At 58.5% G+C, this 24,950-nt stretch carries 22 protein-coding genes and 2 tRNA genes; 15 read left to right on the top strand and 9 right to left on the bottom strand.

The window, feature by feature from the left end; translation table 11 throughout:
- Window positions 1-80: 80 nt before the first annotated feature.
- The 4 genes from groL to OQ460_RS05490 form a co-directional block, all read right to left on the bottom strand.
- Window positions 81-1,727 (bottom strand): chaperonin GroEL, encoded by a 1,647-nt coding sequence (groL, locus tag OQ460_RS05505; RefSeq protein ID WP_410020865.1) that lies wholly within the window; start codon window positions 1,725-1,727, stop codon window positions 81-83.
- A 49-nt stretch (window positions 1,728-1,776) separates the two neighbouring features.
- Window positions 1,777-2,073 carry a co-chaperone GroES gene (locus OQ460_RS05500; protein WP_410020864.1) on the bottom strand — a complete coding sequence of 99 codons (297 nt, stop codon included), beginning with the start codon at window positions 2,071-2,073 and terminating at the stop codon, window positions 1,777-1,779.
- Window positions 2,074-2,323: 250 nt separating this feature from the next.
- Complete coding sequence (locus OQ460_RS05495; RefSeq protein WP_410020863.1) at window positions 2,324-2,800, bottom strand: FxsA family protein; 477 nt, start codon at window positions 2,798-2,800, stop codon at window positions 2,324-2,326.
- A gap of 72 nt (window positions 2,801-2,872) precedes the next feature.
- The gene (locus tag OQ460_RS05490; protein WP_410020862.1) at window positions 2,873-3,598 is read right to left on the bottom strand and encodes a HugZ family protein; all 726 of its coding nucleotides are present in this window, start codon (window positions 3,596-3,598) and stop codon (window positions 2,873-2,875) included.
- A 75-nt stretch (window positions 3,599-3,673) separates the two neighbouring features.
- On the opposite strand from OQ460_RS05490, the gene OQ460_RS05485 reads away from it, so the two are divergent.
- Entirely contained in the window at window positions 3,674-4,432 is a 759-nt protein-coding gene (locus tag OQ460_RS05485; RefSeq protein WP_410020861.1) for an SDR family oxidoreductase, read from the top strand.
- Between the two features lie 22 nt (window positions 4,433-4,454).
- Here OQ460_RS05485 and OQ460_RS05480 read toward each other — a convergent pair whose 3' ends face one another.
- A complete protein-coding gene (locus tag OQ460_RS05480) occupies window positions 4,455-5,462 on the bottom strand; it encodes a DUF481 domain-containing protein (RefSeq protein WP_410020860.1) in 1,008 nt (335 codons plus the stop codon).
- 183 nt (window positions 5,463-5,645) lie between these two features.
- Here OQ460_RS05480 and OQ460_RS05475 point away from each other — a divergent pair, with 183 nt between their 5' ends.
- The 4 genes from OQ460_RS05475 (at window position 5,646) to OQ460_RS05460 (ending at window position 10,520) form a co-directional block, all read left to right on the top strand.
- Complete coding sequence (locus tag OQ460_RS05475) at window positions 5,646-5,981, top strand: MGMT family protein (protein WP_410021931.1); 336 nt, start codon at window positions 5,646-5,648, stop codon at window positions 5,979-5,981.
- Window positions 5,982-6,024: 43 nt separating this feature from the next.
- Window positions 6,025-7,557, top strand: a complete 1,533-nt coding sequence (locus OQ460_RS05470; RefSeq protein ID WP_410020859.1) for an AmpG family muropeptide MFS transporter — start codon at window positions 6,025-6,027, stop codon at window positions 7,555-7,557.
- A 273-nt stretch (window positions 7,558-7,830) separates the two neighbouring features.
- Window positions 7,831-9,546: a proline--tRNA ligase gene (locus OQ460_RS05465; protein ID WP_410020858.1), complete on the top strand. Its 1,716-nt coding sequence runs from the start codon at window positions 7,831-7,833 to the stop codon at window positions 9,544-9,546.
- A gap of 20 nt (window positions 9,547-9,566) precedes the next feature.
- Window positions 9,567-10,520, top strand: coding sequence for a hypothetical protein (locus tag OQ460_RS05460; protein WP_410020857.1), 954 nt, complete (start codon window positions 9,567-9,569; stop codon window positions 10,518-10,520).
- A gap of 12 nt (window positions 10,521-10,532) precedes the next feature.
- Here the strand turns inward: OQ460_RS05460 and dinB are convergent, their stop codons facing one another.
- On the bottom strand, window positions 10,533-11,594 hold the full coding sequence (gene dinB / locus OQ460_RS05455) for a DNA polymerase IV (RefSeq protein WP_410020856.1): 1,062 nt from the start codon (window positions 11,592-11,594) through the stop codon (window positions 10,533-10,535).
- A 290-nt stretch (window positions 11,595-11,884) separates the two neighbouring features.
- Between dinB and OQ460_RS05450 the strand changes: the two genes are divergently transcribed.
- From OQ460_RS05450 to OQ460_RS05435, 4 genes are all read left to right on the top strand, one after another.
- Window positions 11,885-11,961 (top strand) — tRNA-Met (locus OQ460_RS05450).
- 204 nt (window positions 11,962-12,165) lie between these two features.
- Window positions 12,166-12,242 (top strand) — tRNA-Met (locus OQ460_RS05445).
- 281 nt (window positions 12,243-12,523) lie between these two features.
- A complete protein-coding gene (gene mprF / locus OQ460_RS05440) occupies window positions 12,524-15,166 on the top strand; it encodes a bifunctional lysylphosphatidylglycerol flippase/synthetase MprF (RefSeq protein ID WP_410020855.1) in 2,643 nt (880 codons plus the stop codon).
- Complete coding sequence (locus OQ460_RS05435; protein WP_410020854.1) at window positions 15,166-16,437, top strand: virulence factor family protein; 1,272 nt, start codon at window positions 15,166-15,168, stop codon at window positions 16,435-16,437. Before mprF ends, OQ460_RS05435 begins: the two co-directional genes overlap by 1 nt.
- Before the next feature lie 66 nt (window positions 16,438-16,503).
- Here OQ460_RS05435 and OQ460_RS05430 read toward each other — a convergent pair whose 3' ends face one another.
- On the bottom strand, window positions 16,504-18,405 hold the full coding sequence (locus OQ460_RS05430) for a potassium transporter Kup (RefSeq protein WP_410020853.1): 1,902 nt from the start codon (window positions 18,403-18,405) through the stop codon (window positions 16,504-16,506).
- Window positions 18,406-18,707: 302 nt separating this feature from the next.
- On the opposite strand from OQ460_RS05430, the gene rimO reads away from it, so the two are divergent.
- From rimO to tsaA, 5 genes are all read left to right on the top strand, one after another.
- Window positions 18,708-20,048, top strand: coding sequence for a 30S ribosomal protein S12 methylthiotransferase RimO (gene rimO, locus OQ460_RS05425; protein WP_410020852.1), 1,341 nt, complete (start codon window positions 18,708-18,710; stop codon window positions 20,046-20,048).
- Between the two features lie 92 nt (window positions 20,049-20,140).
- Window positions 20,141-20,620: a GNAT family N-acetyltransferase gene (locus OQ460_RS05420; RefSeq protein ID WP_410020851.1), complete on the top strand. Its 480-nt coding sequence runs from the start codon at window positions 20,141-20,143 to the stop codon at window positions 20,618-20,620.
- Window positions 20,621-20,682: 62 nt separating this feature from the next.
- On the top strand, window positions 20,683-21,393 hold the full coding sequence (locus OQ460_RS05415; RefSeq protein ID WP_410020850.1) for an rRNA pseudouridine synthase: 711 nt from the start codon (window positions 20,683-20,685) through the stop codon (window positions 21,391-21,393).
- Window positions 21,394-21,458: 65 nt separating this feature from the next.
- Window positions 21,459-21,920 carry a DUF1456 family protein gene (locus tag OQ460_RS05410; protein ID WP_339532133.1) on the top strand — a complete coding sequence of 154 codons (462 nt, stop codon included), beginning with the start codon at window positions 21,459-21,461 and terminating at the stop codon, window positions 21,918-21,920.
- A 3-nt stretch (window positions 21,921-21,923) separates the two neighbouring features.
- Window positions 21,924-22,619 carry a tRNA (N6-threonylcarbamoyladenosine(37)-N6)-methyltransferase TrmO gene (tsaA, locus tag OQ460_RS05405; RefSeq protein ID WP_410020849.1) on the top strand — a complete coding sequence of 232 codons (696 nt, stop codon included), beginning with the start codon at window positions 21,924-21,926 and terminating at the stop codon, window positions 22,617-22,619.
- A 120-nt stretch (window positions 22,620-22,739) separates the two neighbouring features.
- Here the strand turns inward: tsaA and fpr are convergent, their stop codons facing one another.
- A complete protein-coding gene (fpr, locus tag OQ460_RS05400; RefSeq protein WP_003189055.1) occupies window positions 22,740-23,519 on the bottom strand; it encodes a ferredoxin-NADP reductase in 780 nt (259 codons plus the stop codon).
- A gap of 124 nt (window positions 23,520-23,643) precedes the next feature.
- Here fpr and OQ460_RS05395 point away from each other — a divergent pair, with 124 nt between their 5' ends.
- Entirely contained in the window at window positions 23,644-24,570 is a 927-nt protein-coding gene (locus OQ460_RS05395) for a LysR family transcriptional regulator (RefSeq protein WP_410020848.1), read from the top strand.
- On the opposite strand, the gene OQ460_RS05390 is transcribed toward OQ460_RS05395, so the two are convergent.
- Entirely contained in the window at window positions 24,567-24,929 is a 363-nt protein-coding gene (locus OQ460_RS05390; protein WP_410020847.1) for a diacylglycerol kinase, read from the bottom strand. The two genes, OQ460_RS05395 and OQ460_RS05390, sit on opposite strands and share 4 nt — an antisense overlap.
- Window positions 24,930-24,950: the final 21 nt, after the last annotated feature.

Here is a 24,950-nt window from a genome sequence, read left to right as displayed (position 1 = left end):
CTCCAGCCACGAACACCGGATGTAAAAAAGCCCCGCCTGATCACTCAGGCGGGGCTTTTCAGTACAGGGGAAAGGCTGGCTTACATCATGCCGCCCATGCCACCCATGCCGCCCATGTCTGGCATACCGCCGCCAGCCGAGCCTTCTTTCTTCGGTGCTTCGGCAATGGCAGCCTCGGTGGTCAGGATCAGACCGCCGATGGAAGATGCCGCTTGCAGAGCCGAACGAGTCACCTTGGTTGGATCCAGGATGCCCATTTCGATCATGTCGCCGTACACGCCAGTCGCAGCGTTGTAACCGTAGTTACCTTTGCCGTTCTTGACTTCGTTGACCACAACGCTTGGCTCGTCGCCGCTGTTGGCGGAGATTTGACGCAGCGGAGCTTCAACAGCGCGACGCAGAACTGCGATACCCACGTCCTGGTCGGCGTTTTCGCCTTTCAGGTCAACGATGGCTTCCAGGGCACGAATCAGTGCCACGCCACCGCCAGGTACCACGCCTTCTTCGACGGCTGCGCGGGTTGCGTGCAGGGCGTCTTCAACGCGGGCTTTCTTCTCTTTCATTTCAACTTCGGAACCAGCGCCAACCTTGATCACTGCTACGCCGCCGGACAGCTTGGCCAGACGTTCCTGCAGTTTTTCACGGTCGTAGTCCGAGGAAGTTTCGGCAACCTGAGCACGGATCTGAGCGATACGGCCTTCGATGTCGCCTTGTACGCCAGCACCGTCGACGATGATGGTGTTTTCCTTGGAAATGGTCACGCGCTTGGCGCTACCCAGGTTTTCCAGGGTGGCGCTTTCCAGGCTCAGGCCGATCTCTTCGGAGATAACGGTACCGCCGGTCAGAACAGCGATGTCCTGCAGCATGGCCTTGCGACGATCGCCGAAGCCTGGAGCCTTGACGGCTGCGACTTTAACGATACCGCGCATGTTGTTCACAACCAGAGTCGCCAAGGCTTCGCCTTCAACGTCTTCGGACACGATCAACAGTGGGCGGCCGGCCTTGGCAACGGCTTCCAGTACTGGCAGCATTTCGCGGATGTTAGAGATCTTTTTGTCGACCAGCAGGATCAGCGGGCTTTCCAGCTCGGCGACCATGGTTTCCGGCTTGTTGATGAAGTACGGGGACAGGTAACCACGGTCGAACTGCATGCCTTCTACAACCGACAGTTCGTTATCCAGGCCAGTGCCTTCTTCAACGGTGATCACGCCTTCTTTACCGACTTTTTCCATGGCTTGGGCAATGATGTCGCCAATGGAGCTGTCGGAGTTGGCAGAGATAGTGCCGACCTGAGCGATGGCCTTGGTGTCGGCGCATGGCTTGGACAGGTTCTTCAGTTCTTTGACGATGGCGATGGTCGCCTTGTCGATACCGCGCTTGATGTCCATCGGGTTCATGCCGGCAGCGACGGCTTTCAGGCCTTCGTTGACGATAGACTGAGCCAGGACGGTAGCGGTAGTGGTGCCGTCGCCTGCGTCATCGTTGGCACGGGAGGCAACGTCTTTGACCAGCTGCGCGCCCATGTTTTCGAAACGGTCTTCGAGTTCGATTTCCTTGGCAACGGAAACGCCGTCCTTGGTAATGGTCGGAGCACCGAAGCTCTTCTCGATCACTACGTTACGGCCTTTCGGGCCCAAGGTCGCTTTTACTGCGTCAGCCAGGATGTTGACACCGGTGAGCATTTTCTTGCGGGCGGAGTCGCCGAATTTAACTTCTTTAGCAGCCATGATCGATATTCCTTAAATACTTGGGAGTAACGGGAAAATGAGCGGGGAATCAGCCTTCCAGAACGGCGAGAATCTCATTCTCAGCCATTACCAGCAGGTCTTCGCCGTCGACTTTCACAGTGTTGCTGCCGGAGTAAGGGCCAAATACAACCTTGTCACCGACTTTAACGGCCAGCGCACGTACTTCACCGTTTTCCAGGGACTTGCCTGGGCCGACAGCGAGAATCACACCATGGTTGGCTTTTTCAGCAGCCGAACCTGGCAGGACGATACCGCCAGCGGTTTTCTTTTCTTCTTCGCTGCGACGGATTACGACGCGGTCGTGCAGAGGACGAAGCTTGCTCATTGTCGATCTCTCCTAATTGTATGTTTCATCGGCCGGTGTCAGTACCGGCTGGTTGTCTTCCGGCGATGCCGGTCGCGGTTCGCTGGGCGAAACGCGGAAGTCTGTCTGGTGTCGCCACCAGAAACCTTGCGGTGACCGTTACATAAGGGCGAATAAGACTATTACAAGGGCTGCAGATGAAAATTTTTGTGTCTGGCGCCTCTGCAGAAACAACACGGCGCCTGAAGCAGGCGCCGTGTCTATGGAGCGATTACTTGGAGTCGCGGTGTTCGAACTCACCTTCGATCACGTCCCCCTCGCGCTCAATCGGTTGGCGAGGTGCCGGACCGCCACGAGGTTGCAGATCTTCGGAAAACGCGCGCTGGCGAATCGCCGCTTCTTCGGCACGCCGGCGCATCTTGCCGGCCAAAAAGCGGCGAGTAATAGGCAACAGCAGGATCAAACCGAACGCATCGCTGACAAAGCCCGGCAGGATCAACAGACCGCCACCCAAGGCCATCATCAGGCCTTCAAGCATGGTCTGGGCAGGCAACTCGCCACGGTTCAAGCTTTCACGGGCGCGCAATGCGGTGGCCAACCCGGCGATACGCAACACGAACACGCCGAGCATCGAGCCGAGAATGATCAGCAGCAGCGCCGGGAAAAACCCGATAGCTCCGCTGACCTTGACGAATACGAACAGCTCCAACACCGGGAACAGCAGAAAGAGCAATAAAAAAGGGCGCATCAAATGGTTCCTCAACGCAAGAATGCCTTGCTACTGAACCTTAGATGACGTCGCCCTTGCATTAATTCAAGCTTAAACCGTGGCTTTTTTCGGCCACTCCTGGGCGTGGGCCAGGAAAACCAAGGCTTCTCGTACTTGTGTCGGAGTGTTGCAGGTATCGGAGAAAGGCAGCCAGTACAAGCCTTGGCCAATGCGCAGGTGCATCCCTTCGCTGTCGATACCGGCCAACCGCGCCGGCTCGAATGTCGGTAAACCGGTCAACTCGACATAGTGGGCGATGGCCTTGGCGTGATCGCTGTTCATATGCTCGATCATGCTCGACTCGGCTTTACCGGCAAACGGGTTGGCCAAGGTCAGTTGATCGAGCCAGTGAATAGCGCCAAAACCGCCGATATAGCGATGACGGACCGGCTTGAGCACCCAGAAGTCAAAATCGTGGGCCTTGTGATAATTGGCCGAGTCCGGAAAGTACCGATAGTAACGCTCGGCCGCGGCGGCAATCGCGGCCTCGTCCTCAAGCTTCTCGGCTTGCGCCATATAGGTCAGGCGCCCCACCGCCTGCACATCTTCGGCTTCACGCTCACCGACCAACAACGAGCACTTGGGGTCTTTTTGCAGGTTGTGAGTGTGCTGGGCGATCCGGCTGATAAGAATCAGCGGCTGCCCTTCTTCGTCCAGGCAATACGGTACTACCGAGCCAAAAGGGAAACCGGGCATGGCCTTGGACAACGTGGAGAGCGCTCCACGGTATTCCTTGAGCAGTAGTTCTCGGGCATTCTTGGCAACGTGCGCGCTCAACTTATGACTCCTTTGATAAATTCCGTCAAAAAACGGGCTTGGGCACCCGCTTAACTCTGCTCACAGGACATGCGAATGCATCTCAACGACAAAGTAATCATTATCACCGGCGGTTGCCAGGGCCTGGGCCGCTCCATGGCCGAGTATTTTGCGAGCAAAGGCGCGCATTTGGCGCTGGTAGACCTCAACCAGGAAAAACTCGAGGTGGCCGTTGCGGCCTGTCAGGCTTTCGGGATTACGGCACGCGCTTATCTGTGCAACGTGGCCGATGAGGAACAGGTTACCCATACAGTCGCGAAGATCGCCGGCGACTTTGGTGCGATCCACGGTTTGATCAACAACGCCGGGATCCTGCGGGATGGCTTGCTGCTCAAGATCAAGGATGGCGAGATGACCAAGATGAGCCTGGCCCAGTGGCAGGCAGTGATCGATGTCAACCTGACCGGTGTGTTTCTCTGCACCCGCGAAGTCGCGGCGAAGATGGTCGAACTGAAGAGCCAGGGGGTCATTATCAACATCTCGTCGATTTCCCGCGCGGGTAACATCGGCCAGACCAACTACTCCGCCGCCAAAGCCGGCGTGGCCGCGGCTACCGTGACCTGGGCCAGGGAACTGGCACGCTACGGCATCCGCGTTGCGGGCATTGCACCTGGTTTTATCGAGACCGAGATGAGCCTGGGCATGAAGCCCGAAGCGCTGGAGAGAATGACGTCCGCCATCCCCCTCAAGCGCATGGGGCGGCCGGAGGAGATTGCCCATTCGGCGGCGTATATCTTCGAGAACGATTATTACACCGGGCGAATCCTCGAACTGGATGGCGGGTTGCGGTTGTAACACCAACCCCGCCCTATCCTGGTTACCAGGTCACGCCAAAACCTGCGGTGTAGCGAGTCTTGCTCAAGTCACTGTCCGAGCCGCCACTAATAATGTCGCGCTCGGCCTTGAGGTTGAGCGAAGCCCAGTCCGTGACTTTGTAGCGCAAGCCCATTTCGGCATCGAGCGAGTAATCAGCCGGACCGGCCAACGGCTTGCCCAATTCGCCACTGGTGAAGAATTCGACCGTCTTGCCGATCAGATAGCGGTTGTAATCCCACTTCATTGCCAGGGAATAGAAGTTGTCCTTGCCGCCATCCTGGTATTCATAGTCAGTGCGGTTAAGCAGCGATCCTAGGGAAAAGGCCCCAAGCTCGTCATCCCAGAACTGATAGCCCGGACCGGTACCGACAGTACGCTGGCGGCTCAGGTCCTCGACCTTGTCGCGCTTGTAGGTCAAACGTCCCTGCCAGAACCACTGATCGGTAATGAAGCGGTCCAGTGCATACTCGCCGCTCCAGTTGTCGGTGGTGACCACATCATTCTGAAAGGCGCGATTGTATTCGCCTTCAGCGGTGTGCCTCCATCTGCCGTGGCGGGCCGAGGTCTTGAAGTCCACGTCATAGTCATCGGTGTCTTTTTCTGCACGCTTGTAGTCCAGCGAGACATCGACATTCCCCTTCCACACCAGGTCCTCGATCACAGGTTTAGGCTTGATGATCTGCTGGATGCTCGCCAACTCGACGGTTTTTGGCGCCTCGCCGTTGGCCAGGATGACCTTGCCTTCGTCGGCGGCTTGCAGAGACTTGGCTTTTTCACCGCTGTAGGCATCTTGCTTGACCAGCAGTTCCTGGTCGCTTTCAAGGGTTTTGACCTCTTTCCAGTCCACCGCGATGGCGCCGGCGTATTCGGTCTGGATCAGCAGCTTGCCGCCGTCGAAAACCTTGATCTTGCCGGTCAGGCGATCACCGTTTTTCAACCAGACCGTATCGGCCAACAGGGGTGTAGAAGCAGTGAAAACAGCAAGGCAAAGCAGGGTTCTGGACAACATAAGCGAATGAGGGGCTCAAGTTTGGCGGAAAAAGGGGGCATTATCAGGGTCGTTGACGTCTTAGCAAGGACTGACTCGAAGATTTCTATCGAGTTCAATTCTCAACACCACTTTTACAGACGCTTCTTACAATGAGACGACACTTTTGAACTGGACCCGCCTAACGTGAACGACCCTGCACAAATGCCGCAAAGCCCGGCTCAAATGCGCCGTACCGCCCTGTACCTGACCCTGGCCCAGGTGCCGGAGGGGTGTGTCGTGAGTTATGGCGAACTGGCGCAGCTGGCAGGCCTTGGCCGAGCTGCACGCTGGGTGGGCCGTGCTCTCAGCCAGCTTCCCGATGGTTCGAAACTGCCTTGGCACCGGGTGGTAGCAGCCGGCGGTCGGATAAGCCTGCCGGTGGGCAGTGCTTCGGGTGATGAACAACGTGCGCGTTTGCGCAGCGAAGGTGTCAGTATCCTGAACAATCGCGTTGATATTCAGCGTCATGGCTGGCGCCCGGTAGAGCACAGCGGTTAGAGTGCGCGCTTTGTTTCCGTAAATCTGAGGCAGACTCCAGCCCATGCCCCGTAAAACCTGGCGCGCCGCGCTCGCTGCCTATGCCAGCCCCTCGACTTTAGTGTTGCTGCTGCTCGGCTTTGCTGCCGGCCTGCCTTACATGTTGGTGTTCTCGACGCTTTCGGTATGGTTGCGTGAAGCCGGCGTGGCCCGCGAAACCATCGGTTATGCAAGCCTGATCGGCCTGGCGTATGCCTTCAAGTGGGTATGGTCGCCGCTGCTCGATCAATGGCGCCTGCCGTTGCTCGGCAAGCTCGGGCGTCGTCGCTCCTGGCTAGTACTTTCCCAGGCGTTGGTGATTCTCGGATTGATCGGCATGGGCTTCTGCGACCCCCAGAAACACCTGTCCTGGCTGATCGCTATTGCTGTCATCGTCGCTTTCGCCTCCGCCACCCAAGACATCGCGGTCGATGCCTATCGCCTGGAAATCGCCGACGACAGCCGCCAGGCTGCCCTGGCCGCCAGTTATATGTCTGGCTACCGTATCGCCGCCCTTCTGGCCACCGCTGGTGCACTGTTCTTCGCCGAAGGCTTCGGCTCCACCGGTTTCAACTATAAGCACTCGGCATGGACCGGTACCTACGTACTGTTCGGTGTCTTGATGGTCCCCGCCCTGCTGACCAGCTTGTTCATGCGCGAACCGGATGTGCCGTTGCGCACCCAGTTGCAGGCCGGGCGCTACAGCTTCGTGCACCAACTGATGTCGGTATTCGTGCTGATCATCTTGCTGGTATCGGTACCCGCGATGTTCACCCAGCTGTACAACACCGACTTTGCCAGCGTGCTGTTCGAGGGTGTCAGCCTGCTCGACCTGCTGCTGGAAGACCGAGCGTTCCTGCGGGCCATCCTCTATATCATTCTGACCTCGCTGTGCCTTTCGGCCATGGGCCGTCGCGGCCTGGCGCCAGTACTGACACCGGTCAACGATTTTATCCTGCGCTATCGCTGGCAAGCCCTGTTGCTGCTGGGGCTGATTGCGACCTATCGCATGTCGGACACCGTGATGGGCGTGATGGCCAACGTGTTCTACATCGACCAGGGCTTTACCAAGGACCAGATTGCCAGCGTCAGCAAGGTATTCGGCCTGATCATGACCCTGGTCGGTGCCGGCATGGGCGGCCTGTTGATCGTGCGTTTCGGCATCCTGCCCATCCTCTTTATCGGCGGCATCACCTCGGCCGGCACCAACCTGCTGTTCCTGATGCTCGCTGGCATGGGCGCCGACCTGCAGATGCTGATCTTCACCATTTCCCTGGACAACTTCAGTTCGGGCCTGGCGACTTCAGCGTTTGTCGCCTACCTGTCGAGCCTGACCAACTTGAAGTTCTCCGCCACCCAGTACGCCTTGCTCAGTTCGATCATGCTGCTGCTGCCGCGCTTGATCGGTGGTTACTCAGGGGTCATGGTAGAAAAATTCGGCTATCACGACTTTTTCCTGATCACGGCGTTTCTGGGGGTGCCGACCTTGCTGCTGATTGCCTTGCACTGGTACCAGGAGAGTCGGCGGTTGCGTCTGAATCCGCCCATCCCGGATTGAAGCCTATCCTGTGGGGGGAGATAGGTATGTCTTGGTTGGGCTGGGTACATATCCGTTGCTGCGGTAACGGATATGCCCCCGCTCCGGGCACGCACCCTAACGCGGATTTGGCGCAACGGGTGAAGAACTCAAGGACACCGCGTTCAACCTAGCCTCCCGCGTCACTCTTGACGCCCTTCGCGAGTAAGCTCGCTCCTACAGCCTGTACTCCCGGCGCTGCCGCCCGTACAATCACTGGTCACTCAACGTCCAAGCAACCGACAACGGCCTACCATGCGCACCAGTCAATATTTGCTCGCCACACAGAAAGAAACGCCTTCCGATGCGGTCGTGATCAGCCACCAACTGATGCTGCGTGCCGGCATGATCCGCAAACTGGCTTCTGGCCTGTACACCTGGCTCCCCATGGGTTTGAAGGTGATGCGCAAGGTCGAAGCGATCGTTCGTGAAGAAATGAACGCCGCAGGCTCTTTGGAAGTGTTGATGCCGAGCACTCAGCCGGCTGAGCTGTGGCAAGAATCCGGGCGCTGGGAAGAGTACGGCCCTGAATTGCTGCGTTTCAAGGATCGTCATGGCCGCGATTTCTGCGCAGGCCCGACCCATGAAGAAGTGATCACTGATCTGATGCGCAACGAGTTGAGCAGCTACAAGCAGTTGCCGCTCAACCTGTACCAGATCCAGACCAAGTTCCGTGACGAAATCCGCCCACGCTTCGGTTTGATGCGCGGCCGCGAATTCATCATGAAGGACGCCTATTCGTTCCATGCCGACCAGCCTTCGCTGCAGGTCACCTACGACCGCATGCACCAGGCCTACTGCAACATATTCACGCGTCTTGGCCTCAAGTTCCGCCCGGTTGAAGCCGACAACGGCTCCATCGGCGGCGCCGGCTCCCACGAGTTCCACGTACTGGCCGAGTCCGGCGAAGACGATATCGTTTTCAGCAACGGCTCCGACTATGCGGCGAACATCGAAAAAGCCGAAGCCGTGCCACGGGAAACCTCCCGTCTTGCGCCGGCTGAAGAGCTGCGCCTGGTAGACACGCCAGAGACCAAGACCATTGCGGCCCTGGTGGAAAAATTCAATCTGCCGATTGAAAAGACCATCAAGACCCTGATCGTGCACGCCGAAGAAGAAGGCAAGCTGATCGCCCTGGTGATCCGTGGCGACCACGAACTCAATGAGATCAAGGCCGCCCAGCAACCAGGCGTAGCCAACCCGCTGGTCATGGCCAGCGATGCCGAACTGCGCGACGCCATTGGCGCCGGTGCTGGCTCCCTGGGACCGCTGAACCTGCCACTGCCGATCATCATCGACCGCTCGGTCGAACTGATGAGCGATTTCGGTATCGGTGCCAATATCGATGACAAGCATTACTTCGGCGTGAACTGGGAACGCGACCTGCCGGTTCCGACCGTGGCTGACCTGCGCAACGTGGTTGCCGGCGACCCGAGCCCGGACGGCAAGGGCACCCTGGAGATCAAGCGTGGTATCGAAGTCGGGCACATCTTCCAGTTGGGCAACAAGTACAGCAAGGCGATGAAGTGCGAAGTGCTGGGCGAGAACGGCAAGCCGGTCACCCTGGAAATGGGCTGCTACGGCATCGGCGTTTCCCGCGTGGTGGCTGCTGCCATCGAGCAGAACAACGATGAAAAAGGCATCATCTGGAGTGACGCCCTGGCCCCGTTCCAGATCGCCCTGGTGCCGCTGCGTTATGAAACAGAACAGGTGCGCGAAGCCACCGACAAACTGTATGCCCAACTAACGGCTGCCGGTTTCGAGGTGCTGCTGGATGATCGCGACAAGAAAACCAGCCCAGGTATCAAGTTCGCCGACATGGAACTGATTGGCATCCCACACCGGATCGTGGTCAGTGACCGCGGCCTGGCCGATGGCAATCTGGAATACAAAAGCCGGACCGAAGCCCAAGCCCAACCGTTGCCGGTGGCCGATGTGCTGTCTTTCCTCCAGGCGCGTATTCGTCGCTGAAAACCAGATCAAGAGAAGTCATGTTCAAGCGAAACACCAGAGCTCTGGGGGGCGCCGCCTTGTGCGGCGCCCTGCTGGTCAGCGGCTGCGCCAATCACATGTCGCAACGCAGCGAGCACGAGGAACGTGTCGAGCGCAAACTGCTCGACCATAGCCTGCAGATCGATGTCGGCGAACCCAAAGTGCTTGAACTGCCGCAACGCCGAGTGCGCATTCATGAGCAGCGGACCTTCGAGGTCACTGAGTTTGAAGTCACCCGTCATTATGATCGCTACACGCCCTATCAACCCTGGCGGGAACTCTATGAGATCCCGCTGGGCGCTGTGGCCGTGGTGGCGGGCGCTGGCGCCAACGTGGCCAATATCTTCGCCCTGGGCAACCTGCCGGACAGCATGACCCATGACTGGATCAGTTACGGTGTGGCCGGGCTCAACCCGTTCATGAACGCGCCGTCTCACGGCCGCGCGCAACAGAACCTGGCGAGCATCGATGAAGTCCAGCGCGACAGACGCCTGGAATATTCAAGCCTGCCGTGGAGCGAGCGACCGGTCCAGGTAACGGCCGGCAAGCAGACCCACGAGATGACCACTGACCGCAACGGCGTCTTGCGCCTGAACCTGCTCGACAGCCCGTTTGCCGAGCAAGACCTCAATCAGGTCCGCACCTTGCGCATCAGTATTGAAGATGCCCAGGACGATGTGCATTCGGACTCGTCCCTGGCGATCAGCAAGACCCTGCGCGGGAAGTTACTGGAAGCCCACGGCTTGATTTACGACGACTTGGAAGATGATGAAGTCAGCCAGTGGGTACACCGGGTCATACGCTTGTCGGAACTGGGCCTCGAAGAGGAGGCCAGCGAACTGGAACAGAGCCTGATCGAGCTGACCCGCAATGATCCGGAATTGCAGCAAGAGTTTCTCAAGGCCCTGACCCAGGATGGGGGGCGGCTGGTAGCGGATCCAGGCGCCAAGTAACCTGGTTACCTGCTAGCGGGTGAACAGCTCCAGCTGTTCATTGCCGCCGCTCAGGTCCAGCAAACGTACACCGATCCCCAATAACCGTACCGGCTTTGCTCCACGCTTGAACGCCTGGGTCAGCAATTGCTGGTAACTCTCCAGATCCCGCCCTGCCCCCGCCTGCTCCAGTGTGGTCTGGGTAAAGTCATGGAATTTAACTTTGACGAAAGGCTTGCCTGGTCGATAGCTGCTGTCGATGCGCTGCATGCGCCCGGCCAAGGTTTCCAGGAGCTCGGGGAGCTTTTCCAGACAGCTGGGCAGATCCGGCAGGTCCACGTCGTAGGTGTTCTCGACACTGATGGATTGCCGGCGACTGTCATTCTGAACCACCCGATCATCAATCCCACGCGCCAGGCTCCATAATCGCTCGCCGAAACTGCCGAACTCACGCACCAGCGCGAGCTTGCTCCACTCCCGCAACTGCAGACAGTCCTCGATCCCCAGCCGCGCCAATTTGTCAGCCGTCACCTTGCCGACGCCGTGCAACTTGCTTACCGGCAACGCCGAGACAAAATCTTCCACTTGATCAGGCGTGATCACGAACAATCCGTTGGGTTTTTTCCAGTCGCTGGCGATCTTGGCCAGGAATTTGTTGGGCGCAACCCCGGCAGAAACAGTGATGTGTAGCTGATTGGACACCCGTCGACGAATATCCTGGGCGATACGCGTGGCGCTGCCGCCAAAATGCGCGCAGTCGGAGACGTCCAGATACGCCTCATCCAGGGATAGCGGTTCAATCAGGTCGGTGTAATCGCGGAAGATCGACTGGATTTCCTTCGAGGCCTCTTTATAGGCATCCATGCGCGGCTTGACGATGGTCAAGTCCGGGCACAGCTTCAAGGCGTGACGAGAAGACATGGCCGAACGCACACCGTAGGCCCGCGCCTCGTAGTTGCAGGTCGCGATCACCCCGCGACGGTCCGCCGAGCCCCCTACCGCCAGCGGCTTTTGTGACAAAGTCGGATCATCACGCATCTCGATGGCGGCGTAGAAGCAATCACAGTCGACGTGGATGATTTTGCGCTGCGTCATAAATAGAGAAGGTGGCCAGGCAACATGAGGAACGGAGCGCCAGTATCGCACTGACAACTGTATATAGCACCAGTACCTTGAATCTTCTGACAAAACGGTGGGAAAACGCCCGGTAAATTTACTTCCTCAATCAAGACAGACGCTCTAATAGAGCCGAAAGCCTTGCCCTGCCTGGGCCCGGATGCTGTCCAGAGCCCTTGAAAAAGCGCTAACCATTTGAACCAAAAGCGCTTTTCTTGGAATCAACGGTTGACACGCCAGCATTCCTCTGTAGAATGCCGACACACAGACGCGGGATGGAGCAGTCTGGTAGCTCGTCGGGCTCATAACCCGAAGGTCGTCGGTTCAAATCCGGCTCCCGCAACCAAACATCAAAAAAGGCTACTCGAAAGAGTGGCCTTTTTTGTGCGCGCCTGTTTTTACCTCTTTCCAATTGTCTGACAAAAATCCCTTCCCCATCGGGCACTTACTGCGCAGCGTTGAGCAATACCGGCTTATTTACACTTATTTGACCTATTGCTCCATTAACGGTTGACACCTCGTCGTTGCGCTGTAGAATGCCGCCCACAGACGCGGGATGGAGCAGTCTGGTAGCTCGTCGGGCTCATAACCCGAAGGTCGTCGGTTCAAATCCGGCTCCCGCAACCAAACATCAAAAAAGGCTACTCGAAAGAGTGGCCTTTTTTGTATTCGCAGAAAAAGTCCTTTTGAAACAGTGCACTGTCATGTTTCATGAAACCGCAGACGATTTCTGGAGTCCATCCCGTCACGTGCCAAGCTCAGTGTTCGGGCACATGTTTTTGCCGCCAATGGGCTGCAGTCGCCTGACTCGGTGATTCGCGCTAAAATTTGTAATTATTTTTGTCAGCAGGGATTGGTAACTGGACTGGATACCCCCATCCTGTCGCGCACAATCCTCGAGGTGATTGATGCGCGCCACCCCCCCAGAACCAAAAGACACTGCCACGACAAACCAACCGATCACACCCACGCGCTTGCGCTGGCTCGACCTGTTAAGCAAGTACCGTCAACCCATCGGGCTGGCCGTCACTTTATTGTTGTTTGCAATCGCTCTGCTCGCCTGCCGTCACCTGCTGCTTGAGCTGGATCTCAACGCCCTTCATGACTCGATCCTCGACGTACCGATGCCTTCCCTGCTGGGTGCATTCGGCGCTGCCGTCGCAGGCTTCATTATTATGTTGGGCTACGAGTTTTCCGGCGCACGCTATACCGGCGTGAAGTTACCCGCAACGACTCTGGCCTACGGTGGCTTTACCGCATTCGCCATTGGCAACGCGATTGGCCTGTCGATGCTGTCTGGCGGTTCGGTACGATATCGCTTGTACGCACGCCATGGCATCAGCGCCGCCGAAGTGGCCCGCATGACCGTGTTTGCCAGCCTGGCCCTGGGTTGTGCCCTGCCGCCGCTGGCCGCACTGGCCACCCTGAGCAATTTGCCCGCGGCATCCACCGCACTGCACCTGCCCGCCAGCCTGCTGGCCGGTGTTGCCGGCACCGTACTGCTGTTGACGGTAGCGCTGTGCATCGGCATTTATCGACGCCGTCTGCCGGAACAACCCTACCCGGACAATCTGCTAGTGAGGGTCGGCCGTCGCACTTTACGCCTGCCCGGCCGTCGCTTGACCTTCATGCAGTTGATCATTACCGCACTGGACGTCGCTGCAGCTGCCACCGTGCTTTATATGTTGCTGCCTGAAGCCCCGCCTTTCGGTACGTTCCTGCTGGTGTACTTGCTGGCGCTGGCCGCGGGCGTACTCAGTCACGTACCGGGTGGCGTCGGGGTATTTGAAGCGATCCTGCTGGCGGCCTTCGCCGACAAGCTCGGCGCTGCGCCACTGGCGGCCGCCCTCTTGCTGTACCGCATGATTTACGTGGTACTGCCGTTGTTGATTGCCTGCGTATTCCTGTTGATCAGCGAAGCCCAGCGCCTGTTCCAGACCCAGCAAAGCCTGCGGGTAGCTTCCGGCCTGGCGGCGCCGGTGTTGGCGGTGCTGGTTTTTTTGTCCGGTGTGGTGCTGCTGTTTTCCGGCGCCACACCGGAAATCGACTCTCGCCTGGAAAACATCGGGTTTCTGATTCCCCACCGCCTGATTGACGCCTCACACTTTGGCGCCAGCCTGATCGGCGTGCTCTGCCTGTTGCTGGCTCAAGGCCTGCGCCGTCGCCTGTCAGCCGCCTGGATGTTGACCACCGTATTGCTGCTGCTGGGCGCCCTGTTGTCGCTACTCAAGGGCTTCGACTGGGAGGAAGCCAGCCTGCTGACAATGACCGCCACCCTGCTGGCAATCTTCCGTCGCTCGTTCTACCGCCCGAGCCGCTTGACCGAACTACCCTTCTCACCGCTGTACCTGGTGGCCAGCCTGTGTGTGCTCGGCGCATCGATATGGCTGTTGCTGTTTGCCTATCAGGACGTGCCCTACAGCCATGAACTCTGGTGGCAGTTCACCCTCGATGCCAATGCGCCGCGTGGCCTGCGCTCACTGCTGGGCGCCGCTGTGGTGCTGGTGATTGTCTCGCTGACCTGGTTGTTGCGCACCGCACGCCCCGTGATTCACTTGCCGATTCCCGAAGAGCTGGAGCGCGCCAGAAAGATCCTGATGGCTTCGGCACAACCCGATGGCGGCCTGGCACTGACCGGCGACAAAGCGCTGCTGTTCCACCCCAATGACGAAGCATTCCTGATGTACGCCCGGCGCGGACGCAGCCTGGTCGCCCTGTACGACCCGATTGGCCCGACCCAGCAGCGCGCCGAAATGATCTGGCAGTTCCGCGACCTGTGCGACATTCATCACGCTCGCCCGGTGTTCTATCAGGTGCGCGCCGAGAACCTGCCCTTTTATATGGACATCGGCCTGACCGCGATCAAGCTCGGTGAAGAAGCCAGGATCGACCTCAAGCGCTTCGACCTGGAGGCCAAGGGCAAGGAGATGAAGGATCTGCGCTACACCTGGAATCGTGGCACCCGGGATGGCTTGTCCCTGCAGATCCATGAACCGGGCCAGGCGCCGATGGATGAACTCAAAGTCATTTCCGACGCGTGGTTGACCGGTAAAAACGTACGGGAAAAGGGTTTTTCCCTTGGACGTTTCAGCGACGACTATCTCAAGCACTTTCGTATCGCGATCATTCGCTTTGAAGGGCGCCCGGTGGCCTTTGCCAACCTGCTCGAGACCTACAACCACGAGCTGACCAGCCTTGACCTCATGCGCGCACACCCGGACGCACCAAAGCTGACCATGGAGTTCATGATGATCGGCCTGATTCAACACTATAAAAGTCATGACTACGCCCGCTTCAGCCTGGGCATGGTGCCATTATCCGGCCTGCAACCACGACGCGGCGCGCCCTTGACCCAGCGCCTGGGCTCAATCGTGTTCCGCCGTGGTGAACAACTGTATAACTTCCAAGGCCTGCGCCGCTTCAAAGACAAATTCCAGCCTGACTGGGAACCCCGTTATATGGCTGTGCCCGCCGGGCTTGATCCGCTGGTGGCACTGGCCGACACCGCCGCCCTTATCGCGGGCGGCTTGACTGGATTGGTGAAACGCTGATGATTCGACGCACCTGGCGGTATGTATTGGCATTTTTGGTGGTGCTGGCCCTGATCCTCGGCGGCGGTTACTGGTACTGGAACCGCCCCACCCCCCAGCCGATCCTGGAGCAACTGCCCCAGGCCGATGGCTCGGTACTGACTCGCGTCACTCCCGGCACCATGGTCAAGGCCAGGGTTGTCGTAGCGGCAATGGCTGACGCGCCCCTGAGCGACAATCAATTGATCGCCCTCAGCCAAGGCGGTGCCGCGCAAATCGTGCAAGTAATTGTGCCCAAGGACGACTGCAAATTGCAGGAGCAAGCCTTGCAAACCGCCCTCGGCCAACTTAAAGGCCCGGCGACCCTCGTCAGCGGTATCGGCCCCGGCGCCGCGCTGGCCTGGCGCTGGCTGGCGGCGCAAACCGATGACAAGGCCAACGCGATATCGGTAGGTTTCACCCTGGTGCAGGAAGGCTGCACGGACCCATTGCCAAAAACCGCAGCCCACGGCCAGTGGCTGGTGGCTTGGAACGATAATCCGGACGATGAAAGTGCCAGTTTCGTACGCGACACGCCGCGCGCTACCACCAGCATCAGCGACTACGACGTTCATTATCCCCAAGTGCTGAACAACGAATTGCGCAAGCAACTGGTCGGGTCAGATAACGGCGGGCTGGCTATCCCAGTGGTGGAAGTGCCGGCTGGCGAAGCCAAGGACACCGTCACCCTGTTTCTTTCCGGTGACGGTGGCTGGCGTGACCTGGACCGCGATGTGGCCGGTGAAATGGCCAAGATCGGCTACCCGGTCGTCGGCATCGACACCCTGCGCTATTACTGGCAGCACAAGAGCCCGGAGCAAAGCGCCAAGGACCTTGGCGAACTGATGCAGCACTACCGGCAGAAATGGGGCACCAAGCGCTTCGTGCTGACCGGTTACTCATTCGGCGCCGACGTCTTGCCGGCAATCTATAACCGCTTGCCGGAAACCGAGCAGCAACGCGTCGATGCAATCATCCTGCTGGCCTTTGCCCGTACCGGCAGCTTTGAAATCGAAGTCGAAGGCTGGCTGGGCAATGCCGGCAAGGAAGCCGCCACCGGCCCGGAAATGGCCCGGCTGCCGGCAGCCAAAGTCGTGTGTATCTATGGCACCGAAGAAGCCGACGAGAGCGGTTGCACCGAAAAGACTGCCGTAGGCGAAGCGATAAAGCTGCCAGGCGGCCATCACTTCGATGAAAACTATCCAGCGCTGGCCAAGAGGCTGGTGGACATGATTGAAGAAAGGCAGCGGTAAGCGGCAAGCTTCAAGGGCAAGGGAAAAGCGGCTCTCCACTTGCGGCTTGAAGCTTGCTGCTGACACCTACATTTCTACCTGTGTACCCAACTCGATCACCCGGTTTACCGGCAACTTGAAAAAGCGCAGGTTGCCGTTGGCGTTCTTGAGCATGAACGCGAACAAACCTTCCCGCCAACGCGCCATGCCCTCGAGCTTGGAAGCAATGACCGTCTCCCGACTGAGAAAGTACGTGGTGCGCATAGGACTGAAGTCCAGATCATCCAGATGACACAGCTTTAGCGCTTCAGGCACGTCCGGCTCATCGGTAAAGCCGAAGTGCAAAATCACCCGGAAGAAGCCGGCACCATAGGCCTGCACCTCGAAACGCTGCTGCGCCGGAACGCGCGGAATGTCTTCGTAGACCACCGTCAGCAATACGACTTGCTCGTGCAGCACCTGGTTGTGCAACAGATTGTGCAACAAGGCATGGGGCACCGCGTCAGGCCGTGCGGTGAGGAACACCGCCGTACCCTGGACACGGTGCGGCGGCTGCACGTCAATGCTACGGATAAAGATCGGCAAGGGCAGGCCACCCTCATCCAGGCGATCCACCAGCAATTGCTTGCCGCGCTTCCACGTGGTCATCAGGACAAACAGCACGATCCCCGCCAGCACCGGAAAGGCCCCGCCCTGCACGATTTTTGGCACGTTGGCGGCAAAGAACAGACCGTCCACCAGCAAAAAGCCCAAAAGCACCGGCACTGCCAGCGCAGGCGGCCATTTCCACAGCAGCAACATCACCGCCGAGACCAGGATGGTGGTCATCAGCATCGTGCCAGTCACCGCCACGCCGTATGCCGAAGCCAATGCGCCCGAAGACTCAAAGCCCAGCACCAGCAGGATCACACCAACCATCAGCGACCAGTTCACCGCGCCGATGTAGATCTGGCCTTGCTCGGCGCTGGACGTGTGCTGGATGTGCATGCGCGGGATGTAACCGAGCTGGATGGCCTGGCGCGTCAGGGAGAACGCACCGGAAATCACCGCCTGGGAAGCAATTACCGTGGCCAGCGTCGACAAGCCCACCAACGGAACCAATGCCCAGCTCGGCGCCAGCAAGTAGAACGGGTTACGTGCCGCTGCCGGGTCGCCCAGCAGCATCGCGCCCTGCCCGAAGTAGTTGAGCACCAGCGCCGGCAACACCAGGATGAACCAGGCGCGGGCGATGGGCTTGCGCCCAAAGTGGCCCATGTCGGCATACAGCGCCTCGGCGCCGGTCAGGGCCAGGACTACGGCGCCGAGGATCGCCACGCCAATGCCCGGATGTGCCACGAAGAAACGTACGCCCCAGACAGGATTCATCGCGTGCAGCACTTCCGGATGCTGGAGTATGCCGTGGATCCCCAGCCCAGCCAGCACCAGGAACCAGGTCACCATCACCGGACCGAACAACTTGCCGATGCGGTCGGTGCCATGTTTCTGGATCAAAAACAGCCCTACCAACACTACCAACGCGACGGGCACGACCCAGCGCTCCAGCCCGTCGAACGCCAACTCCAGACCTTCGATGGCTGACAACACGGAAATCGCCGGAGTGATCATGCTGTCACCATAGAACAGCGCCGCTCCGCACAAACCGCAGACCACCAGGAAACTGCGCAGCCTTGGATGGCTACCCGCCGCCCGCCTGGCCAGCGCCGTCAGGGCCATGATGCCGCCTTCGCCCTGGTTGTCGGCACGCAAGACAAAAAGCACGTACTTGATCGAAACCACCCAGATCAGCGACCAGAAGATCAGTGCCAGAATGCCCAGCACCCCGTCATGATTGACCTGAACCCCGTAACCGCCGGAAAAAACTTCCTTGAGGGTATAGAGAGGGCTGGTGCCGATATCGCCGTAGACCACCCCAACTGCTGCCACCAACATGCCGATCGGCTTTGCATTGGAATGCTCGGCACCTGCTGCCTGACTACTTGCCTGACCCATCTACCACTCCTGCCCTTTGACCCTAGGTCTTCAATAAACAGCGCGCCTGCGAGCGAACGCCTAAGCTGTCCGCAGCATGCGCCGTTTTACTTCTCGTAACAGATGATTTGTTGACCGCCTGGATTAATGGAGCTCAACGGCGCGAAGCATAGCGCAGCACTCGTCGCATTTCCCTGCATAAAGCTGGTAAAGAGCGATTCACGTCGCTAGAATTGCGCACTTTTTGATCAGAGGCACACCAAGTGCCCATCCGCTGCTTTGTCGTGCGCGATTGGCAGCGTCATTCAATACCGAGGTTAGACATGTCCACCACCATCGCAAAAGCCAACCCCAAGGTTGGCTTTGTATCCCTGGGTTGCCCGAAGGCTCTGGTCGACTCCGAACGCATCCTGACGCAACTGCGCATGGAAGGTTATGACGTCGTGTCAACTTATCAGGACGCCGACGTGGTGGTAGTCAACACCTGTGGGTTCATCGATTCGGCCAAGGCTGAGTCCTTGGAAGTGATCGGCGAAGCCATCAAGGAAAACGGCAAGGTCATCGTGACCGGCTGCATGGGCGTGGAAGAAGGCAATATCCGCAACGTACACCCAAGTGTGCTGGCCGTGACCGGTCCGCAGCAGTACGAGCAAGTGGTCAACGCCGTACATCAAGTGGTACCGCCGCGCCAGGATCACAACCCGCTGATCGACCTGGTGCCGCCGCAAGGCATCAAGCTGACGCCGCGCCACTATGCCTACCTGAAGATTTCCGAAGGCTGCAACCATAGCTGCAGCTTCTGCATCATTCCGTCGATGCGCGGCAAACTGGTCAGTCGCCCAGTAGGCGATGTGCTCGACGAAGCCCAGCGCCTGGTCAAGTCCGGTGTCAAAGAACTGCTGGTGATCTCCCAGGACACCAGCGCCTACGGTGTCGACGTCAAGTACCGCACCGGTTTCTGGAACGGCGCGCCGGTGAAAACCCGCATGACCGAACTCTGCGAAGCCTTGAGCAGCCTGGGTGTCTGGGTGCGCCTGCACTACGTGTACCCGTACCCGCACGTGGACGAGCTGATCCCGTTGATGGCCGCTGGCAAGATCCTGCCGTACCTCGACATCCCGTTCCAGCACGCCAGCCCGAAAGTGCTCAAGGCCATGAAACGCCCGGCCTTCGAAGACAAGACCCTGGCGCGGATCAAGAACTGGCGCCAGATCTGCCCGGAGCTGATTATCCGTTCGACCTTCATTGTCGGCTTCCCCGGCGAGACCGAAGAAGACTTCCAGTATCTTCTGGACTGGCTGACCGAAGCCCAACTGGACCGCGTCGGCTGCTTCCAGTACTCACCTGTGGAAGGTGCTCCAGCCAACCTACTGGACGCCGCCGTTGTGCCGGATGAGGTCAAGCAAGACCGTTGGGAGCGCTTCATGGCCCATCAGCAGGCCATCAGCTCGGCACGCCTGCAACTGCGCATCGGCAAGGAAATCGAAGTGCTGATCGATGAAGTCGACGAACAAGGCGCAGTCGGCCGTTGCTTCTTCGACGCACCGGAGATTGACGGCAACGTATTTATCGACGACGCCAGCGGCCTCAAGCCGGGCGACAAGGTCTGGTGCACGGTGACGGACGCCGACGAATACGACCTCTGGGCGCAAAAGCGCGACTAAACGCTACAAACTTGAAAAAGCCCTGCTTCCGGACAAGATGCGGGGCTTTTTTAGGTCTATCGTTTGCCCAATAGCAGCAAGGAGCAGCCGATATGGCGCAGCATTCGATTATCCACACCCCCAAAAGCAGTGATTACGAGGAACTGGCACGGATCTGGGAGGCTTCGGTGCGGGCCACCCATGACTTTCTGCCGGAAAACTACATCAAGCGATTAAAAGACCTGGTGCTGACTAGCTACCTGGACTCCGTGATGCTGATCTGCACCAAGGACTCGCGCCAGCGTATCACCGGGTTTGCCGGCGTCGCGGTGGGCAAGGTCGAAATGTTGTTCATTGACCCACAATACCGGGGCCAGGGCCTGGGGCGGAAATTGTTGAGTTATGCGATCGACCACATGAACGCCGACGAACTGGACGTCAACGAACAGAATCCGCAGGCCTTGGGTTTCTATCTCAAGGAAGGTTTCGAAGTGATCGGCCGCACGGAGCATGACGGCATGGGCAAACCTTATCCGTTATTGCATATGCGCTTGCGTCAGGAGCAGCGAGTGCAACGCGGCCAAATGAAATAGAACCGGGATTAAGCGACTCTACACAGGTACAATAGCTGCCCCCTTTTGTTACGGCCCTTGTCATGACTGACCCCATACGCCTCTCCAAACGCCTCATCGAGCTGGTCGGCTGCTCCCGTCGGGAGGCTGAGCTGTTCATCGAAGGCGGCTGGGTCTCGGTGGATGGAGAAGTGATCGACGAGCCACAGTTCAAGGTCACGACACAAAAAGTCGAACTTGATCCCGACGCCAAGGCCACGCCTCCGGAACCAGTGACTATCCTGCTCAATGCCCCCGCAGGAATGGATACCGAGAGCGCGATGCAGACCCTGAACGCCGAGACCTTGTCGCAAGAGCACCGCTTCAGCAAACGTCCGCTCAAAGGCCATTTCCTGCGCCTGACCGCCAGCGCCGACCTGCAAGCCAAGGCCAGCGGGCTGTTGGTGTTCACTCAGGACTGGAAGATCCTGCGCAAGCTGACGGCCGATGCTGCCAAGATCGAGCAGGAGTACATCGTCGAAGTGTCCGGCGACGTGGCGGAGCACGGCCTGAACCGGCTCGCCCACGGCCTGATGTACAAAGGCCGCGAACTGCCAGCGGTGAAGGCCAGCTGGCAGAACGAGAACCGCCTGCGCTTTGCCTTGAAAAACCCGCAGCCGGGTGTAATCGCCTTGTTCTGCGAAGCCATCGGCTTGAAGGTCGTCGCCATCCGACGCATCCGCATTGGCGGCGTTTCCATCGGCAAGGTACCACTGGGCCAATGGCGCTACCTGTCCGGCAAAGAAAAGTTCTAAGCCGCTCCATTTCTCGACATCGCCTGCCCGGGCGACGTCCATAGCTGAATACCAGGATTTCCCACATGATTCACAATGACGTACTGCGTAGCGTGCGCTACATGCTCGACATCAGCGACAACAAGATGGTCGAGATCATCAAGCTCGGCGGCATGGAAGTCACCAAGGACGATCTGCTGACCTACCTCAAGAAAGACGAGGAAGAAGGCTTTGTGTTCTGCCCGGACGAGGTCATGGCGCACTTCCTCGATGGCCTGGTGATCTTCAAGCGCGGCAAGGACGAAAGCCGTCCACCGCAGCCGATTGAAACGCCAGTGACCAACAACATTATCCTCAAGAAGCTGCGGGTTGCCTTCGAACTGAAGGAAGACGACATGCACGCCATCCTCAAGGCGGCGGAGTTCCCGGTATCCAAGCCTGAGCTGAGCGCGCTTTTCCGCAAGTTCGGTCACACCAACTACCGTACGTGTGGCGACCAGTTGCTGCGCAACTTCCTCAAAGGGCTGACGCTGCGGGTTCGTGCGTAAGCCATGAGTTACAACGTTTCACCCATCGGTTTCGTGCGCTCCTGCTTCAAGGAGAAGTTCGCCATCCCGCGCCAGCCGCAACTGGCGCCCGCCGCCCGTGGCGTGCTGGAACTGGTGGCTCCGTTCGATCAGGGCGAGGCGGTCCAGGGCCTGGAGCAGGTCAGCCATGTGTGGCTGCTGTTTCTGTTCCACCAGGCCCTGGAAGACAAACCTCGATTGAAGGTGCGTCCGCCGCGCCTGGGCGGCAACAAGTCCATGGGCGTGTTTGCCACCCGCGCCACCCATCGCCCGAATGGCATTGGCCAATCGGTGGTGAAACTGGACAGGGTAGAGGCCGGCCGGCTTTGGGTTTCGGGGATCGACTTGCTCGATGGCACGCCGATTCTCGATATCAAGCCGTATGTGCCGTACGCCGATATCGTCGATAGCGCGACCAACAGCATCGCCAGCACCACACCAGCACTGATCCCGGTGCAGTGGCTGAAGACCGCCCTGAAACAGGCTCACACCCATGCTCAGCGTCTTGGTGAGCCATTGGTGGAGCTGATTGAACAGTGCCTGGCACAGGACCCACGACCGGCGTACCAGGTGCCTGGGCCTGAACGCGAATATGGCGCGCAGTTGTGGGATGTAGATGTGCGTTGGCATTATCCCGAGGCAGGGATGATTTGCGTGCTGGAAGTCATTCCAACCGAATAAAGCCGTAAACCCAATGTGGGAGCGGGCTTGCTCGCGATAACGGAGTGTCAGTCAACGAATTTATCGACTGGTACACCGCTATCGCGAGCAAGCCCGCTCCCACATTTTTTTGACCTGCGCTTATTTCTCGACGAAGGCGCGCTCGATCAAGTAGTCACCCGGCTCACGCATCCGCGGCGAAACCTTCAGACCGAAGCTGTTCAACACTTCGCTGGTTTCGTCGAGCATGCTTGGACTGCCGCACAACATGGCGCGGTCGTCCTCAGGGTTGATCGGTGGCAGGCCAATGTCGCTGAACAGCTTGCCGCTGCGCATCAGATCGGTCAGGCGGCCTTCGTTTTCAAATGGCTCGCGAGTCACGGTCGGGTAGTAAATCAACTTGTCGCGCAGAGCCTCGCCGAAAAACTCGTTCTGCGGCAGGTGCTCGGTAATGAACTCACGGTAGGCAACTTCATTGACGTAGCGCACGCCGTGGCACAGGATCACTTTTTCGAAACGCTCGTAGGTTTCCGGATCCTGGATCACGCTCATGAACGGAGCCAGGCCGGTACCGGTGCTGAGCAGGTACAGATGTTTACCTGGCTTCAAATCGTCCAGCACCAGGGTGCCAGTCGGTTTTTTGCTGATGATGATCTCATCGCCTTCCTTCAAGTGCTGCAATTGGGAAGTCAGCGGACCGTCTGGCACCTTGATACTGAAAAACTCCAGATGCTCTTCCCAGTTTGGGCTGGCAATAGAATAGGCACGCATGAGCGGGCGGCCGTTGGGCTGCTGCAGGCCGATCATCACGAACTGACCGTTCTCGAAGCGCAGGCCCGGATCGCGGGTGCACTTGAAGCTGAACAGAGTGTCGTTCCAGTGATGAACACTGAGGACACGCTCGTGGTTCATGTTGCTCATGTACGTGGGACTCCTGGAGATGGGTCTGCACCAAATGATAGGTGCGCAATTGCACAGCATTCTAATGGCGGCGACAATATCTGTTAACTGAATTATTAAGATAAGGGTTATCGGTTATATCGATATGCGATTTACTCTACGTCAACTGCAAGTCTTCGTTGCCGTCGCCCAGCAGGAAAGCGTCTCACGCGCTGCTGGCCTTCTGGCCCTGTCCCAATCCGCCGCCAGCACCTCGATTACCGAGCTGGAGCGCCAATCCAGCTGCCAATTGTTTGACCGCGCAGGCAAACGCCTGAGCCTCAACGCCCTCGGCCGTCAGTTGCTGCCTCAAGCAGTTGCTTTGCTGGATCAGGCCAAAGAGATCGAAGATTTGCTCAACGGCAAGTCCGGCTTCGGCTCCCTGGCGGTCGGCGCAACCCTGACCATCGGTAATTACCTGGCGACGCTGCTGATCGGCAGCTTTATGCAGCAGCATCCCGAAAGCCAGGTGACGCTACATGTGCAGAACACTGCACATATCGTGCATCAGGTTGCGCATTACGAAATTGATCTGGGTCTAATCGAAGGCGACTGCAGCCACCCGGATATCGAAGTGCAGACCTGGGTCGAAGATGAGTTGGTGGTGTTCTGCGCCCCGCAGCACCCGCTGGCCCTGCGGGGCCAGGCGACCATGGAGCAATTGACCCATGAAGCCTGGATCCTGCGAGAGCAAGGCTCCGGCACGCGCCTGACTTTCGATCAGGCCATGCGACATCATCGCAGCGCACTTAACATCCGCCTGGAGTTGGAACATACCGAGGCGATCAAGCGCGCGGTTGAGTCGGGATTGGGGATTGGCTGCATTTCCCGGCTGGCACTACGCGATGCATTTCGCCGGGGCAGCCTGGTGCCGGTGGAGACACCGGACCTGGACCTGGCCCGGCAGTTCTACTTCATCTGGCACAAACAGAAATACCAGACCTCGGCGATGCGTGAGTTCCTGGAACTGTGCCGCGCCTTCACTGCAGGGGTGCAGCGCAGCGACGAGATTGTGCTGCCCAATATTGCCTAGATCAGAATCACAGCCCATACCAGGGTGATCATGGTCAACGCCACGAACTGTGCAGCGCTGCCCATGTCCTTGGCGTTTTTCGACAAAGGGTGACGATCCAGGGAAATCCGGTCAATCGCCGCTTCCACAGCCGAATTGAGCAATTCGACAATCAGCGCCAGCAAGCACACTGCAATCAGCAGCGCGCGCTCTACACGGCTGACGCTCAAGAAAAAGCTCAACGGAATCAGAATGGCGTTAAGCAGTACCAACTGACGAAAAGCCGCCTCGCCAGTGAAAGCCGCACGCAGGCCGTCCAGGGAATAGCCCCCTGCGTTGAAAATACGTTTGATACCGGTTTGACCTTTGAAAGGCGACATAGAGTAGGCAACTGAATAAAA

The sequence above is a fragment of the Pseudomonas imrae genome, assembly GCF_046352735.2.
Lineage (GTDB): Bacteria > Pseudomonadota > Gammaproteobacteria > Pseudomonadales > Pseudomonadaceae > Aquipseudomonas > Aquipseudomonas imrae.
This window is presented reverse-complemented; position numbering and strand designations above follow the sequence as displayed.

Bases quoted from the DNA above. Each gene is read 5' to 3' on its own strand.
- OQ460_RS05475 (WP_410021931.1), top strand. From the start codon at position 5,646: ATGCCGCAAAGCCCGGCTCAAATGCGCCGTACCGCCCTGTACCTGACC.
- tsaA (WP_410020849.1), top strand. From the start codon at position 21,924: ATGAGTTACAACGTTTCACCCATCGGTTTCGTGCGCTCCTGCTTCAAG.
- OQ460_RS05460 (WP_410020857.1), top strand. From the start codon at position 9,567: ATGTTCAAGCGAAACACCAGAGCTCTGGGGGGCGCCGCCTTGTGCGGC.
- OQ460_RS05410 (WP_339532133.1), top strand. From the start codon at position 21,459: ATGATTCACAATGACGTACTGCGTAGCGTGCGCTACATGCTCGACATC.
- OQ460_RS05430 (WP_410020853.1), bottom strand. From the start codon at position 18,405: ATGGGTCAGGCAAGTAGTCAGGCAGCAGGTGCCGAGCATTCCAATGCA.
- mprF (WP_410020855.1), top strand. From the start codon at position 12,524: ATGCGCGCCACCCCCCCAGAACCAAAAGACACTGCCACGACAAACCAA.
- OQ460_RS05395 (WP_410020848.1), top strand. From the start codon at position 23,644: ATGCGATTTACTCTACGTCAACTGCAAGTCTTCGTTGCCGTCGCCCAG.
- OQ460_RS05480 (WP_410020860.1), bottom strand. From the start codon at position 5,462: ATGTTGTCCAGAACCCTGCTTTGCCTTGCTGTTTTCACTGCTTCTACA.
- groL (WP_410020865.1), bottom strand. From the start codon at position 1,727: ATGGCTGCTAAAGAAGTTAAATTCGGCGACTCCGCCCGCAAGAAAATG.
- OQ460_RS05495 (WP_410020863.1), bottom strand. From the start codon at position 2,800: ATGCGCCCTTTTTTATTGCTCTTTCTGCTGTTCCCGGTGTTGGAGCTG.
- OQ460_RS05470 (WP_410020859.1), top strand. From the start codon at position 6,025: ATGCCCCGTAAAACCTGGCGCGCCGCGCTCGCTGCCTATGCCAGCCCC.
- fpr (WP_003189055.1), bottom strand. From the start codon at position 23,519: ATGAGCAACATGAACCACGAGCGTGTCCTCAGTGTTCATCACTGGAAC.
- OQ460_RS05420 (WP_410020851.1), top strand. From the start codon at position 20,141: ATGGCGCAGCATTCGATTATCCACACCCCCAAAAGCAGTGATTACGAG.
- rimO (WP_410020852.1), top strand. From the start codon at position 18,708: ATGTCCACCACCATCGCAAAAGCCAACCCCAAGGTTGGCTTTGTATCC.
- OQ460_RS05390 (WP_410020847.1), bottom strand. From the start codon at position 24,929: ATGTCGCCTTTCAAAGGTCAAACCGGTATCAAACGTATTTTCAACGCA.
- OQ460_RS05465 (WP_410020858.1), top strand. From the start codon at position 7,831: ATGCGCACCAGTCAATATTTGCTCGCCACACAGAAAGAAACGCCTTCC.
- dinB (WP_410020856.1), bottom strand. From the start codon at position 11,594: ATGACGCAGCGCAAAATCATCCACGTCGACTGTGATTGCTTCTACGCC.
- OQ460_RS05500 (WP_410020864.1), bottom strand. From the start codon at position 2,073: ATGAGCAAGCTTCGTCCTCTGCACGACCGCGTCGTAATCCGTCGCAGC.
- OQ460_RS05485 (WP_410020861.1), top strand. From the start codon at position 3,674: ATGCATCTCAACGACAAAGTAATCATTATCACCGGCGGTTGCCAGGGC.
- OQ460_RS05415 (WP_410020850.1), top strand. From the start codon at position 20,683: ATGACTGACCCCATACGCCTCTCCAAACGCCTCATCGAGCTGGTCGGC.
- OQ460_RS05435 (WP_410020854.1), top strand. From the start codon at position 15,166: ATGATTCGACGCACCTGGCGGTATGTATTGGCATTTTTGGTGGTGCTG.